Here is a 14854-nt window from a genome sequence, read left to right on the forward strand (position 1 = left end):
CGGTTGCCGGCCGTACCGCTAAGGTAGAACTGCGCCCGGCCGCTTCCAACCGAACCGGTTCTCTCGTATTCCGCATTCAAAATGGTGCGGCGCGGCATCGATGCCCGCCTAACGGAGGAGACCATCGATGTCGGATTTGCGGTTGCGCCGCAGCGTACTCTACATGCCGGGCTCGAACGCCCGGGCCCTGGAGAAGGCCAAGACCCTCCCGGCCGATTCGCTGATCCTCGATCTCGAGGACGCCGTGTCGATGGAGGAAAAGGAACTCGCTCGCGAGCAGGTCTGCGCCGCGGTGAAGGGCGGCGGTTACGGCCATCGCGAACTCGTGATCCGCGTGAACGCGCCCCAGACCCCGTGGGGCGAAGGGGATCTGCGCGCCGCGATCGAGGCCAAGCCCGACGCGATCCTGATGCCGAAGGTGTCCTCGCCCGCCGTCCTCGAGAGCATCGCCGACCATCTGGAAGCCCTCGACGCGCCCGATTCCATCGCCGTCTGGGCGATGATCGAGACGCCCGCGGCGATCCTCAACATCCACGAGATCGCCAAGGCCCGGCGTGACCGGCGCACCCGGCTGACCTGCTTCGTGCTCGGTACCAACGATCTGGCCAAGGACACCTGGGCGCAACTCGTGCCGGGCCGGGTGCCGATGCTGCCCTGGATCATGCTGACGCTCGCGGCCGCCCGGGCGGAGGGCCTGACCATCCTCGACGGCGTGTGGAACGACATCTCCGACGTCGACGGCTGCCGCACCGAGTGCCGACAGGCCCGCGATCTCGGCTTCGACGGCAAGACGCTGATCCACCCCAACCAGCTGGAGCCCGCCAACACCTCCTTCGCCCCGACCGAGGAGGAGGTGCGCCGCGCCCGTCTCGTCATCGAGGCCTTCAATCTGCCGGAGAACGCCAAGCGCGCGGCGATCAAGGTCGAGGGACGGATGTACGAGCGCCAGCATATCGGTATGGCACGCCGTTCGGTGGTGTGGTCCGAGACCATCGCGGCCCGCGACGCAGGTTCGAGGGCCTGAAACGAAGAAAGGCCGCGCCCCTCGGGAGCGCGGCCTTCGTCACGCCTCAAGCGTGGGCGGTCTTACCAGCCGTAGCCGTAGCCACCGTAGCCACCACCGTAACCGTAGCCGCCACCGTAGTAGCTGCGGCGGTAATACGTGCGCGGGGCGTAGTAGCCGTCGTCGTAGTAGCCGACGCTGCGGTAGCCGTAGGCCGGGCGGGCGTAGCTGTAGCCGTAGGCCGGGGCATAGCCGTAACCGCCGTAGTAACCACCGCCGTAGCCGTAGCTGTTGGACGCCGCGGCACCGACCAGGGCGCCGGCGGCGAGGCCACCGATCACGCCCGCGGCGATCGCGCCGCCGCCACCGCCGCGCCAGCGCGCCTCGGCGCCGGTCGAGGTGAGGGCGCCGACGCCCAGCACGGCGGCGGCGGAGAGGACTGCGAGCTTCTTCATTGTGAAGACATCTCCATGAGGGGGGATCATTGATCCGATGGCTCCCCAACGGTCGCGCATCGGAATCGGTTCACTCCCGAGTTGGTGATGTTGACGCTACGTCCTGTCGCATGAACGACCCTTCAACCGGCCGTTCATCCAATCGACAGGATCCTGCATACAGATTTGGCGCGTCCAGACGGGCTCCCGTCCGGCCCGCTAACCTTGAGTGTCAAGGTGGGCCTTCAGCGTCGACCGCCGACCTCGTCGAGATGATCGAGCAGCATTGCCGGATCGTCGTAGACCCGTACCGCGCCGGAGCGCTCCAGCTCCTCCGTGCCGTAGCCCCCGACAGGAGACCGACGCCGAGGCCGCGGCAGCGCCGGGCGGCCAGCATGTCCCAGATCGAATCGCCGACGATCACCGCATGCTCGATCGGTGCGTCGAGCCGTTCGGCGGCCGCCAGGAACAGGTCCGGATCGGGCTTGGCGTATTTCACGTCGTCTCGGGTCACCACCGGTACGCGTCCGGGGTCGACGCCGAGGGCGAGAAGGTTGTGGCTGGCGGTCTCCATCCGTCCGCTCGTGGCGATGGCCCAGGGAATGCGGTTGTCGGTGAGGGTCTGGAGGAGTTCGCGGGCGCCGGGCAGCGGCACCACGCCCGTCGAGAGGCGGCCATAGGCTTGTGCGTGAAGACGACGGAGCCGGTCGATACGATCCGGGTCCATGTCGAGGCCGGTCTCGCGGAGCAGCTGATGGGTGAAGAGGCCGCCGCTCATCCCGATCTTGCGATGAATGCGCCAAACCGACAGCGGGATGCCCTCCGCGTCGAGCGCTTCCTTCCAGGCGAGCACGTGCTGGTAGACGCTGTCGACGAGCGTGCCGTCGAGGTCGAACAGGAAGACGGTCTCGATGCGCATGGTGGCCTCCGGGAATCCCTTGGGACAACGGGTGGCCCCCCGAGGCGATGCATCCGCACGGCGCCGTCGATACGCCGGGTCTCGCCCGTAGTGAGATTTCGGAGCGCGTACGGTTCGGGCATGCCTTCCGTGTCCTGGCCGGATCACCGGAGCAGCACCGGAGGTATGGGGTCGAACGCGGAAGGCCGGGGATGAAGCGGGGTGACGCCGATTGCGCAGGCCTGCCGCGACGGGCCCGGCATTGACCCGCGGGACGCACCGCGCTTTGCCTGCGCTCAGGTCCGCCATGCTGTTCACCCATCTCGCCGACGACCTCTTTCGCCCGCTTGCCTCGCCGAGCCGCGTCTTCAACGCGGCCCTGCTGCTGCACCTGCATGCCACGGTGTTCGGCGACGCCGCCGAGCCGCTGCGCAAAGCGGACCTGATCGTCGCCATCGGCGAATTCTCCGCCGATTGGTCGCAGGCCGAGATCGCCGATGACGAGACCGCTCCGGCCGATCCCATCGAGCGCCGCTCCTACGTCTATCGGCGCCTCATCGAGGCAGGCTGGCTGGTCGAGCGGCGCGAACGCTACGTGCCGGTGGTCGATTTCGACCCTGAGGCCCGCATCCTGATCGAGGAATTGGCCCGGATCGACCGGGGCGAGACTCGATCCTACGGGGGGGCGGTGCTGGAGGTGCTGGGCGCCCTCGAGAGTGCCATCGCCAACCCGGCCGACCGCTCGGAGGCCCTGCGCAACGCCGCCAAGGCCGCCCGCACCTTCCTGGCGCACCTGCGCGGACTGGCCGGCGGCCTGCGCAAGGTCGAGGAGCGCATCCTGCGCGAGCAGAATGTCGGTGCCGCCCTGCGCCTCTATTTCGAGGAATTCGTCGAGCGCCACCTCGTCTCCGATTACCGGACGCTGCACACGCGCTTCAATCCGTTCCGCTTTCGCTCCGGGATCGTGCGCGAGGCCGGACGGGCTTTGCGCGATCCGCTGACCCTCCGGGTGCTCGCCGAGGGCAATCTGCGTGAGGGGCGCGCCGGGGATCTGGCTGCCGCCGAACGCATGGTGCGGACCGATCTCGTGGAGATCCTGGCGATCTTCGAGGGACTCGACCCGCATCTCGACGCCGTCGCCGCGGTCGTGGCCCGGCTGGAGCGGCGCATCGCGGCGACGCTCCGCTACCGCGAGCCCCGCGACGCGGACCGGATCGAGCGCGTCGCCGCGGCCCTCCGCGCGGCGGGCGCAGCCCCGGACGCGGCGTTTGCCGACATGCCGGCCCCGGAGGTCTCGCTGCTGCGCCCGCCGATCGGCCCACCGCAACTCACCAACCCGCGCATGCCGCGGCGCGCCATCGAGTCGGAGCCATTGCCGGAGATCGAGACCGATCCGGCGATCGAGGCCTTCGTGCTCGCCAAGGACGCCTTCCGCCGCCGCACCACCGTGACGCCGGAGCGGATCGCGGCGTTCCTCGACGCGCGGCTGAAGCCCGGGCGAAGCCTGCGCGGCTCGGACATCGCGATCGCGGATGTCGATGCCTTCGTGGTGTTCCAGCGTCTGCGGGAGATCGACGTGCTGTTCGACGGGGCCCTGCGCGCGCGCTACCGCCTCGCACCGGGGGAGGGGCGGCTGACCAACGACTGGATCGACTGCCCGGATTTCACGATCGAGCGCGTCGCCGAACCGAAGGGCCGGCGCGGGGCGCCCGCCGAAGCCGAGACCCGCGAGAACCGCTGATCCCCATGCTCGACGCCTTTCGCGCCATTCTCGACGGGGACGAGCCGCCCCCGCCCGGCAGCCCCGTACCGAGCGAGGAGGAACTGACCCGCGCCCTCCAAGTGATCCTCAAGGGGCAATGCATCTACGCCGCGACATCCGGCATCGGTCGCTCCTACGAACTCGCGCGGCACTACGCGCCGTTCTTCCGCGATTACTTCGCCTGCCTCGGCTACCGCTTCGAGGTGGCCCACCGCGATCAGATGGTGTTTCTGGCGCTGCCTCCCGAGGGCGTGCGCCACGACGCGCAAGGCGAGCGGCTGCGCAAGGACGAGACCCTGGTGCTGCTGGCCCTGCGGCTGGCCTACGAGGAGGGGCTTCGCGACTCCCGGGTCGCCACCGACGGCACGGTGGAATGCACCACGGACGACATTGCCGACTCGATCCGCTCCGCCGCCCGCTCGGACCCGCCCGACGAAGCCCGCCTCATCGAGATCCTGCGCCTGTTCTCCCGAAAGGGCGCCCTGCGGCTGGGCGAGCGCGACCGCCTGGAGCGGGTGACGCCGCTCACCGTCATGCCGGGGATCGCGGTGCTCTCGCCGGATGCCTGGATGGATCAGGTGCGGGCCTGGGCTTCCGCCGGGGAGGGGCGGAGCGGCGCAGGGTGAGACCGCGGTTCTGCCCACCGCCCCCAACCCGATCCCCTCATCCTGAGGTGCCCGCCTCGGCGGGCCTCGAAGGAGAGCTCCAGGGATCGCGCGATCGGCTGGAGGTCTCCTTCGAGGCCGCTACGCGGCACCTCAGGATGAGGTTGCATGTCGGAGGGAAGCGGGGGAACCGACTGGTTCCACCTCCTGCGCCCACGGGACGGCGGAGAAAGCCCGTTCCAGGTAAGAAATCAGCGCGCTCACCCGCGCCGGTCGCGGCAGGCCGGGCGGCATGACGAGGTTCAGCGCGATGGGCGGGGGCTGCCAGTCGGGCATCACCCGTTCCAGCCGGCCCGCGCGAAGGTCGTCCCAAATGGTGAAATCCGGCTGGACCGCGAGGCCGAGCCCGGCCCGGAGCGCGGGCGCGAGGGCGTCGGCGTTGTTGGCGCGCAGCGGCCCCTCCGGCACCACGGACGCGGCGGCGCCGGACGCGTCGGCAAAATGCCAGCGGTCCGGGGTCGGCAGATAGGCGTAGCCGAGGCAGGAATGGCGTCGCAGGTCGTCCGGGTGCTCCGGCCGGCCGTGTCGGTCGAGGTAGCCGGGGGTGGCCACCAGCGAGCGGCGCACGCCGCAGAGCCGCCGCACCCGGAGCGAGGAATCGGCCAGCGCCGCGATCCGCAGGCCGAGATCGAAGCCGCCGCCGACGAGATCGACTTGGGCATCCGAGAGATGCAGGTCGACGGAGACCTGCGGGAAGGCCGCCAGGAAGTCCGGAAGCACCGGCGCGACATGGGCCACCCCGAACGACATCGGCGCGGCGAGCCGCACCCGCCCCCGCGGCACACCGTTGGCGTCGAGCGCCCGCGCCTCCGCCGCCTCGCCGGCCGCGAGCAGGTTGGCGGCATCCTCGCGGGCGGCCCGGCCGGCCTCCGTCAGGGCGAGGCGACGCGAGGTGCGGTGGAACAGGCGTGCGCCGAGCCGCGCTTCCAGCCGCGCCACGGCCTTCGACACAGTCGCCTTCGACAGGCCGAGATCGTCGGCGGCACGGGAGAAGGACAGGCCTTCCGCGACCGTGGCGAAGACCGCCCAGGCCTCGAAATCCGGAAGACGGGTCATTCGCAAATTTCCGAAACGATACGTTTCGATCGTTTCTGTTTTCGCGGGACAAGGCAAGGGCCAGATTGGGCTCACGCGGATCGTCCAAGATCTTCGAGGAGCGATCCTTGAGCAGCGATCCTTGAGACAGGAGCCACCCCATGTCCGAGCACGGCATCCACCACGTCACGGCCTTTTCCGGCCCGACCGCCCGCACCGTCGATTTCTACACCCGCGTGCTCGGGCTGCGCCTCGTCAAGAAGACCGTCAATTTCGACGATCCCGGTACTTATCATCTCTACTTCGGTGACGAGGCCGGTACGCCCGGGACGATCCTCACATTCTTCCCCATCGAGCACGCGGCTCCCGGCCGCGTCGGGGTGGGCCAAGTCTCGGAAACGGCGTTCCGCGTGCCCAAGGCATCGATCGGCGCCTGGGCCCACCGCTTCGTCGCGATGGCGGTCGCCCACGAGGCGCCGGTGCAGAGCTTCGGCGAGACGGTTCTGCATTTCCGCGATCCCGATGGGATGCCGCTCGCCCTTGTCGGGGTCGAGGGGGCGGAGAATGAGGTCGCCTGGGCAGCGTCCGGCATCGCCCCCGATCAGGCGATCCGCGGGTTCCACGGTGTGACCCTGCTCCTGCGCGCGGCGGGGCCGACCGCGGCGATCCTGACGGGCGTGCTCAGCTTCGAGCCCGTCGGCAGCGAGGGCACGCAGACCCGGCTGAAGGGCAGCGCCGCTCTCGGCGGGTTCGTGACCCTGCGATCGGTGGGCGATTTCCTGCCCGGTCGCCAGGGGGCGGGCTCCGTCCATCACGTCGCCTTCCGGGCCGCCGACGATGCGGCGCAGGAGGCGATGGCGGAGGCGCTGCGCCGGGATCACGGGCTCTCCGTCACCGAGCAGCGGGACCGGCAGTACTTCCGCTCCATCTACTTCCGGGAGCCGGGCGGGGTGCTGTTCGAGATCGCCACCGACGCGCCGGGCTTCGCCATCGACGAGCCGTCCGACGCGCTGGGCACCGCCCTCAAGCTCCCGCCCTTCCTCGAGCCGCATCGCGGGCGGATCGAGGCGGTGCTGCCCAAGGTGGCGTGACCGCCCGGCGCGGGTCTTCGGGCTCCCTTCTCCTCGAAAATGGGAGAAGGGAGCCGGAGACGCCGACATCATCGACGCGAGAAACCATCGCTCTCCACGGAGGAGGCCATCATGACCATCCACATTCTCGCCGGCTTCCATCACCGCTTCGAGCCCGGCGCCGATTCCGCAGCCCCGCCGCTTCTCCTGCTGCACGGCACCGGCGGCGATGAGAACGATCTGATCGGTCTCGGCCGCGCCCTCTCGCCGGGTTCCGCTCTGCTCTCGCCGCGGGGTCCGGTTCTGGAGAACGGGATGCCCCGCTTCTTCCGGCGGCTCGCCGAAGGCGTGTTCGACGAGGCGGATGTCCGCCGTCGCGCGGGGGATCTTGCCGCTTTCGTGGCGCAGGCGCGGGCGGAATACGGGCTCGCGGCGCCGGTGACCGTCGGCTTCTCGAACGGTGCCAACATCGCCGCGGCAACGCTTCTCCTGCATCCCGAAACGCTGGCCGGGGCGGTACTGCTGCGGGCGATGGTGCCGCTCTCGGAGCGTCCCTCCGTCGATCTCGGCGGACGTCCGGTCCTGCTGCTGTCGGGCGCCCTCGACCCGATCGTGCCCACGGACAACGCGGCGCGGCTCGTGGACGACCTCCAAGCGGCCGGGGCGGAGGTGACCCACACGGTCCAGCCCGCGGGGCATAACCTGTCGCAGGCGGATTTCGCCGCCGCCGCCGACTGGTTGTCGCGCCGCTTCACGCAGGGCGCGGCCCTCGCCTGATCCTGTCGTCCCGCTTCTCTCCGCGCGGGGAGCGGGGCGGCCATCCCCCGGTGTCGCCGGCCCGGCCCTTGCGCGGGCGGGCCGCAGCGTCCATGCCCCTGACCCTCCGGGCAACCACAGGGGCTGGCGGGCGCGCCGTGTATCGCCTCACCGACATCGCGATCTCGAACTGGTACCTCATCCGCCGCGAGCAGATCCGCATCCGGGGCGCGGCGGCGCTCGTCGGTCCGACAGGGGCCGGCAAGTCGACGATCTTCGACGCCGTCGGCACCGTCCTGGCCGGCAACAATGCCAGCCGTCTCGCACTCAACGCCTCCGCCTCCGGCCGCTCCGCCCGCACCGTCCGCGATTACTGCCTCGGCTGGATCAGCGATCCGGCCGAGGGCGGACGCCCGACCCGCGAGGCCTGCGAGACCGTCATCGCCCTGGTCTTCGAGCATGCGGGCAGCGGGCGCATCGTCACCGTCGGGCTGGCGCTGGCGGCGCGCGCCGAGGAGCCGAAGGAGGAGACGCTCTCCCGCTTCGTCGCCGTCGGCCACCGCTTCGAGATCGCCGACTACGTGCGCGAGACCGACCAGGGCAGCTTCGTCGCGCCCTGGTCCGAGATCGCCGCCGATCTGCGTCGCCGCTCCGAGACGTTCGAGGAATACCGCACCTCGGGCGAGCGCTTCACCGCCGCCGTGCTGGCGACCCTGCGCGAGGGCGCGCCCGTCCCCGATCCGCGCCAGTTCCTGCGCACCTTCTCCAACGCGGTCGCCTTCAAGCCGATCTTCGACACCAGCGCCTTCGTCCGTTCCTTCGTTTTGGAGCCCGAGCCGTTGGATGTCGCCCGCATCCGCCAGTCGATCGAGACCTGGCGACGGCTGCTCGAGACGATCGAGGAATTGGAGAAGCGCCTCGCCCATCTCGATCGTCTGTGCAAACGCTACGAGGAATGGGCGCGGGCGAGCCTCGCGGCGGCTCTCGACGAGGTTCGGGCCGCCGGCGCGGATCTGCGCCGACGCATTCTCGATTGGGCCGGCAACCGCGAGGCGCTGGCGGAGGTGGCCGAGCGCCTGCGCATCGCCCGCGAGAGCGTCGCGACCAGCCAGGGCTTCGTGCGCGAGATCGATGCCGAGATCGCGGCCCGGAAAGCGCTCCTCTCCGGAAGCGCGGCGGAGGCGCGGCTCGCCGCCTCGAATGCCGGCCTCGCGATGCTCGCCCGCGACCGGCGCGACCTCACCGTGCGCCTCGGTCACGTGGTCGGCCTCGTTCAGGATGCCGGACGTCTCGCGAGCGTGAGCGCGACCCTGCGCCGGGTCGCGCCCGATGCCGTCCGCATCGTCGAGGCCTGCGCCCGCTCGGGGCTGCGCCGCGAGGCCCCGCCGGAGGAGACGCTCAGGGCCGGCGGTCCGCTGGCGGGCCTCCTGGAAGGGCTCTGGCAGATGCCCGACCTGTCGCTCTCTCTGGAGAGTGCCGCCGAGGATCTCGGCCTCAAGGCGCGTGAGCGCGAGAACGAGGTGCGCGCCCTTTCGGCCCAGGTCCAGTCCGGCCGCTCCACCGCCGCCCGACTCTCGGCCGATACGGACGCGTTTCGCGAGGAGCTGGGCCGGCTCGGCATCGAGGCGGTGCCGATCTGCGAACTCGCCGAGATCGTCGATCCCAAATGGGGGCCGGCGCTCGAAGGCCTGCTCGGCCGCGCCCGCGAGGCCCTGGTGGTCGAGCCCGACCGGCTCGACCGCGCCTTCGCGCTCCTCGACGCGCGCAAGAACCAGTTCTTCCGCTGCCTTCTGGTCAAGACCACCGACACCGCCCGCCGCGCCGCGCGGCGCATCGACGACGGGCCGATGGGTCTGATCGAGACCGACAGCCCCCATGCGGAAGCGTTCCTCGCGGCCCGGCTCGGCGGCTACGACCTCGCTCCGGACGATGCCGCCCTGGCCCGCATGGGCCGGGCGGTGGCGCCGAGCGGGCGCTCGACCTCCGGCATGGCCTATTCGGTGGTGCGCCCCGTGCCGCTGATGATGACCCGCGGCCAGCGCGGTCCCACGGCCGAGACCCGTCGGCGGCTGGAGGAGGCGGAGATCGAGGCCCGGAGCCTGCGCTCCGAGGCGAACGTGATGCGCGAGGCCGCCCGCATCGCCGCGCAGCTGCGCGCGCGCCTGGCCGAGACGCCCGTGGACGTGGCGGCCCTGCGGGAGGAGGCCGATGCCATCGAGGGCCGCCGCCGCACACTGACCACCGAGCAGGAGGCGGTGGCCAAGGCCGACAACGGCGCCATCGAGGCAGAGCTCAAGGAACTGGCGCGGGAGCGCTCGGCCTACCTCACCGAACTGGTGCAGGTGCTGGAGCCCAAGCGCGACGCCCTGCTGGCCGAGGAGGCCGGGCTGAAGGCAAAGCGGAACCAGGGCCGTGAGGCGGCCCGCGCCGCCCTCGCGACGTATCGCGCGGCGGTGAAGCGCTGGAGTTCCGGCGACACCGTGCGCATCCGCCTCGCCGGGCCGGCGCCCGCCGATGCGCCGGGGGTGACGGACGGGATCGCCGGGGCGCGGGCCGCCCGGGCCGATCTCGACGCGAAGGCGCTCGCCGCGCTGGCGTCCCAGGCCCGCGCGACCGCCCGCGAGGCGACCGAGACCGCCCGTCACCAGGGCCGCGCCGCGGAGCGCGATCTCACCGAGTACTGCGCCGCCTGGCGCGTCGAGAACCCGCTGGGCTCCGGCGAGACGCCGGCCTCGTTCGGCTATGCCTGGGCCGTGCGCGCCCGCGACGAGGTGGCCGGGCACGAATTGCGCCGCTACCGCGATCAGTCCCTGCGGGCCGAGGCCGAGATGCGGCGGCTGATGACCGAGGATCTGCTCACGCGCCTGGCCGACAAGTTCGAGCGGATGCAGGCCCGCCTCGACGCGCTCAACGAGCGCCTATCCTCGCAGACCTTCACCGGCCAGACCTACGCCTTCGAGGCGGCCTTGGACCGGCGCTACGCCGCCGTCCATCAGCTCGCCACCGAGGTCGCCCGCTCGCCCGATGCCGCCCAGGCGGTATTGCCGGCAGCCGAGGACGGCGCCCTGGCCGGGAACGCGCATCTCGCGGCGGCCCTCGCCGAGATCACGGCCCTGATCGAGGGCGAGGAGAACGCCGTTCGACTCGCCGACTACCGCAATTACTTCGTCTACGAGATCGGCATGAGAGACCGGGCGGGCAACCGCACCACTCTGTCCAGCCGGGCCCTGCGGGGCTCCGGCGGCGAAGCGCAGGCACCATTCTACGTCGCGATCGCGGCCTCCATGGCCTCCGCCTATTATCCCGGCGACCGCCCCGGCGAGGACGCCCCGGGCCTGGGCCTCTGCCTGCTCGACGAGGCTTTCTCGAAGCTCGACGTGCGCAACAGCCAGTCGCTGGTCGATCTGTTCGCCGGCTGGGGCCTGCAGCTCCTGATCGCCGCACCGGAGGACAAGCGCACGACGCTGACCGAGGTGATGGACACCGTGGTCACCGTCTACAAGAGCCCGGATCTGACGTCGGTACGAATCGAATCAGAGCACCCGCTCGAAACGGCCAAGCGCGCGCTGGCGGCGATCAATCCGGAACGTCAGGGAATCGAGGCGTTTCGCATCTCCGACGCCGCCGAATAGAGATGAGCGCGCGAAACACGCCCACGGAACGTCAAATCCGGGCCGATCTTCACCGAACTTTATGCCCCACGGGCATTGACGCCCCGGAGTCCCCCGTTTAGAAGCGCGCCACTCCGGTGGATCGAGAGTCGCTTTCGGGTCGAGGCCAGGGGCTTCGGCGACCGTCGTCAGACCGATACCGGCATCATACCCTGACGTATTCGTCAGATCAGCGGGTAAGAACGCGTCGGTTTCCGGCGTGATCCTCTGCCTCACCATCGTCAAAGGCCCTTACCGGCCTCTGGCGCTATTCGTTTTGCCGCGGGTTCTCCCGCGGTGCGGGCGCCCCGCAAGGGGCTTCGACAGTTCAGACTTTGGTCGCTCGAGGGCGGCCGGATGAAGAGGGCACAGGATGCCGACGATCAACCAGCTGATCGCCCAGCCGCGTAAGGCGCAGAAGGCGCGCAACAAGGTGCCGGCGCTCAACGCCTGCCCGCAGAAGCGCGGCGTCTGCACCCGCGTCTACACCACGACCCCGAAGAAGCCGAACTCGGCGCTTCGTAAGGTCGCCAAGGTGCGCCTGACCAACGGCTTCGAGGTGATCGGCTACATCCCCGGTGAGGGCCATAACCTTCAGGAGCACTCCGTGGTCATGATCCGCGGCGGCCGCGTGAAGGATCTTCCGGGTGTGCGCTACCACATCCTCCGCGGTGTGCTCGACACGCAGGGCGTCAAGAACCGCAAGCAGCGCCGTTCGAAGTACGGCGCCAAGCGTCCGAAGTAAGTCGCTTCGGACGGTCGTTTCCACGGCCTCGCAAGGATGTCGCCGGCGTCATGCTCAAGGCGGCCTGCGCGAGGTGCATAAGTCGATATTTCTGAGAGCAAACAGATGTCCCGTCGTCACTCTGCCGAGAAGCGCGAGATCATCCCGGACCCGAAGTACGGCGATGTCGTTCTGACCAAGTTCATGAATTCGATCATGTACGAGGGCAAGAAGTCGACCGCCGAGCGGATCGTCTACGGCGCCTTCGACATCGTCGAGAACCGCGCCCGGGCCAACCCGATCGAGGTGTTCCGCGCTGCTCTCGAGAATGTCGCTCCGGCGATCGAGGTCCGCTCCCGCCGCGTCGGCGGCGCCACCTATCAGGTGCCGGTCGAGGTTCGGACCGAGCGCCGTCAGGCCCTCGCCATCCGCTGGCTGATCCAGGCCGCCCGCGGCCGCAACGATCGCACCATGATCGAGCGCCTGTCGGCCGAGCTGCTCGACGCCGCCAACAACCGCGGCAACGCCGTCAAGAAGCGTGAAGACACCCACCGGATGGCTGAGGCCAACCGCGCCTTCTCGCACTACCGCTGGTAATTCGCCTGTCGAGCGCGGCCAAGGGGCCGCGCTCCTAGCCCGCTTCTTCCGGAGAGACCCCGATGCCCCGCACGCACGCGATCGAGGACTACCGCAACTTCGGCATCATGGCCCACATCGATGCCGGCAAGACCACGACGACCGAGCGGATCCTGTACTACACCGGAAAGTCCCATAAGATCGGCGAAGTCCATGAGGGCGCCGCCACGATGGACTGGATGGAGCAGGAGCAAGAGCGCGGCATCACCATCACGTCCGCCGCGACGACCTGCTTCTGGCGCGAGAAGCGCCTGAACATCATCGACACCCCCGGCCACGTCGACTTCACCATCGAGGTGGAGCGCTCGCTCCGCGTGCTCGACGGCGCCGTCTGCGTGCTCGACGGCAACCAGGGCGTCGAGCCCCAGACCGAGACCGTGTGGCGCCAGGCCGACAAGTACGACGTGCCGCGCGTCGTGTTCGTCAACAAGATGGACAAGATCGGCGCCGACTTCTTCAAGTGCGTCGCCGACATCATCGGCCGCGTCGCCGGCAAGCCGGTCTGCCTCCAGCTGCCGATCGGCGCGGAGTCGAACTTCAAGGGCGTGATCGACCTCATCAAGATGAAGGCGATCGTGTGGTCCGGCGAGGCGCTCGGCGCCAACTTCTCCGAGGAGGAGATCCCGGCCGATCTCGCCGATCAGGCTGCGGAATACCGCACCAAGATGATCGAGGCCTGCGTCGAGCTCGATGACGACGCCATGACCGCCTATCTCGACGGCGTGGAGCCGGACGAGGAGACGCTGCGCAAGCTCGTGCGCCGCGCCGTGCAGCTGCGCGCCTTCCATCCGGTGCTGTGCGGCTCGGCCTTCAAGAACAAGGGCGTTCAGCCGCTCCTCGACGCCGTCGTCGACTACCTGCCGTCGCCGGCCGATCGTGGCGAGATCAAGGGTCTCGACTTCAAGACCGAGGAAGAGGTGGTGCGCCGTCCAAGCGACAGCGATCCCTTCTCCATGCTCGCTTTCAAGATCATGGACGACCCCCACGTCGGCACGATCACCTTCTGCCGCGTCTATTCGGGCAAGGTCGAGTCGGGCGCCAACGTCATCAACTCGTCGCGCGACAAGAAGGAGCGCGTCGGCCGCATGCTGCTGATGCATGCCAACAACCGCGAAGACGTGAAGGAAGCCTTCGCCGGCGACATCGTCGCGTTGGCCGGTCTCAAGGACACCCGTACCGGCGACACGCTGTGCGACCCGAAGGACGCCGTCATCCTCGAGAAGATGGAATTCCCGGAGCCCGTCATCGAGATCGCCGTCGAGCCGAAGTCGAAGGCCGATCAGGAGAAGCTCGGCATCGCGCTCTCGAAGCTCGCCGCCGAGGATCCGTCCTTCCGCGTCTCGACCGATCAGGAATCCGGCCAGACCATTCTGCGCGGCATGGGCGAGCTTCACCTCGACATCAAGGTCGATATCCTGCGCCGCACCTATAAGGTCGACGCGAATATCGGTCAGCCGCAGGTCGCCTATCGCGAGAAGCTGACCCGCCGCCAGGAGATCGACTACACCCACAAGAAGCAGACCGGCGGTACCGGTCAGTTCGCCCGGGTGAAGTTCGTGGTCGAGCCGAACGAGCCGGGTGCCGGTTTCGCCTTCGAGTCGAAGATCGTCGGCGGCGCGGTGCCGAAGGAGTACATCCCCGGCGTCGAGAAGGGCCTCAACTCGGTCCTCGGCGCGGGCGTGCTCGCCGGCTTCCCGGTGGTCGACGTGAAGGTCGAGCTGATCGACGGCGCCTACCACGACGTCGACTCCTCGGCGCTCGCCTTCGAGATTGCCTCCCGCGCGGCCTTCCGCGAGGCGCTCCAGAAGGGCGGTTCGGTGCTGCTCGAGCCGGTCATGAAGGTCGAGGTGGTGTCTCCCGAGGAGTATACCGGCTCGGTCATCGGTGACCTGAATTCCCGCCGCGGCCAGATCCAGGGCCAGGACATGCGGGGCAACGCCAACGTCATCAACGCGATGGTGCCGCTGGCGAACATGTTCGGCTACGTGAACCAGCTGCGCTCCTTCTCGCAGGGACGCGCCAACTTCACGATGCAGTTCGATCACTACGAGGAAGTGCCGCGCGGCGAGGCCGACAAGGTCATCGCCAAGTACGCCTAAGCGCACTTTCTCTTCCGCAACTGATTACGAATTGAGGAGGCCCCGATGGGCAAGGAAAAGTTCAGCCGCACGAAGCCGCACTGCAACATCGGCACGATCGGTCACGTCGATCACGGCAAGAC

The 14854-nt window shown here is 69.4% G+C and carries 11 protein-coding genes and 1 pseudogene; 9 read left to right on the plus strand and 3 right to left on the minus strand.

Annotated elements, in window-relative coordinates; genetic code table 11:
* Positions 1-127: 127 nt before the first annotated feature.
* The gene (locus OWC43_RS05940) at positions 128-1024 is read left to right on the plus strand and encodes a CoA ester lyase (protein ID WP_137827439.1); all 897 of its coding nucleotides are present in this window, start codon (positions 128-130) and stop codon (positions 1022-1024) included.
* A gap of 62 nt (positions 1025-1086) precedes the next feature.
* On the opposite strand, the gene OWC43_RS05945 is transcribed toward OWC43_RS05940, so the two are convergent.
* Both OWC43_RS05945 and OWC43_RS05950 read right to left on the minus strand, forming a co-directional pair.
* Positions 1087-1458, minus strand: a complete 372-nt coding sequence (locus OWC43_RS05945; protein ID WP_393956043.1) for a hypothetical protein — start codon at positions 1456-1458, stop codon at positions 1087-1089.
* A gap of 224 nt (positions 1459-1682) precedes the next feature.
* Positions 1683-2356 (minus strand): annotated as a pseudogene (locus OWC43_RS05950) (HAD family hydrolase).
* Between the two features lie 286 nt (positions 2357-2642).
* On the opposite strand from OWC43_RS05950, the gene OWC43_RS05955 reads away from it, so the two are divergent.
* A complete protein-coding gene (locus OWC43_RS05955) occupies positions 2643-4076 on the plus strand; it encodes a Wadjet anti-phage system protein JetA family protein (protein ID WP_137827436.1) in 1434 nt (477 codons plus the stop codon).
* A gap of 5 nt (positions 4077-4081) precedes the next feature.
* The gene (locus OWC43_RS05960) at positions 4082-4723 is read left to right on the plus strand and encodes a DUF4194 domain-containing protein (protein WP_137827435.1); all 642 of its coding nucleotides are present in this window, start codon (positions 4082-4084) and stop codon (positions 4721-4723) included.
* Positions 4724-4855: 132 nt separating this feature from the next.
* On the opposite strand, the gene OWC43_RS05965 is transcribed toward OWC43_RS05960, so the two are convergent.
* Positions 4856-5818 carry a LysR family transcriptional regulator gene (locus OWC43_RS05965; RefSeq protein ID WP_393956044.1) on the minus strand — a complete coding sequence of 321 codons (963 nt, stop codon included), beginning with the start codon at positions 5816-5818 and terminating at the stop codon, positions 4856-4858.
* A gap of 140 nt (positions 5819-5958) precedes the next feature.
* Here OWC43_RS05965 and OWC43_RS05970 point away from each other — a divergent pair, with 140 nt between their 5' ends.
* The 6 genes from OWC43_RS05970 to fusA all read left to right on the plus strand — a co-directional run bounded on the left by OWC43_RS05970 (position 5959) and on the right by fusA (position 14732).
* Positions 5959-6888 (plus strand): ring-cleaving dioxygenase, encoded by a 930-nt coding sequence (locus OWC43_RS05970; protein ID WP_393956045.1) that lies wholly within the window; start codon positions 5959-5961, stop codon positions 6886-6888.
* 111 nt (positions 6889-6999) lie between these two features.
* Complete coding sequence (locus OWC43_RS05975; protein ID WP_393956046.1) at positions 7000-7644, plus strand: alpha/beta hydrolase; 645 nt, start codon at positions 7000-7002, stop codon at positions 7642-7644.
* A 137-nt stretch (positions 7645-7781) separates the two neighbouring features.
* Positions 7782-11255: an SbcC/MukB-like Walker B domain-containing protein gene (locus OWC43_RS05980; RefSeq protein ID WP_393958503.1), complete on the plus strand. Its 3474-nt coding sequence runs from the start codon at positions 7782-7784 to the stop codon at positions 11253-11255.
* A 391-nt stretch (positions 11256-11646) separates the two neighbouring features.
* Complete coding sequence (rpsL, locus tag OWC43_RS05985) at positions 11647-12018, plus strand: 30S ribosomal protein S12 (RefSeq protein ID WP_004447775.1); 372 nt, start codon at positions 11647-11649, stop codon at positions 12016-12018.
* Between the two features lie 105 nt (positions 12019-12123).
* Positions 12124-12594, plus strand: a complete 471-nt coding sequence (gene rpsG / locus OWC43_RS05990; protein WP_137827431.1) for a 30S ribosomal protein S7 — start codon at positions 12124-12126, stop codon at positions 12592-12594.
* 62 nt (positions 12595-12656) lie between these two features.
* Positions 12657-14732: an elongation factor G gene (fusA, locus tag OWC43_RS05995; protein ID WP_137827430.1), complete on the plus strand. Its 2076-nt coding sequence runs from the start codon at positions 12657-12659 to the stop codon at positions 14730-14732.
* Positions 14733-14854 lie beyond the last annotated feature (122 nt).

The organism is Methylorubrum sp. POS3 (genome assembly GCF_043352485.1).
In the GTDB taxonomy this organism is placed as follows: domain Bacteria; phylum Pseudomonadota; class Alphaproteobacteria; order Rhizobiales; family Beijerinckiaceae; genus Methylobacterium; species Methylobacterium suomiense.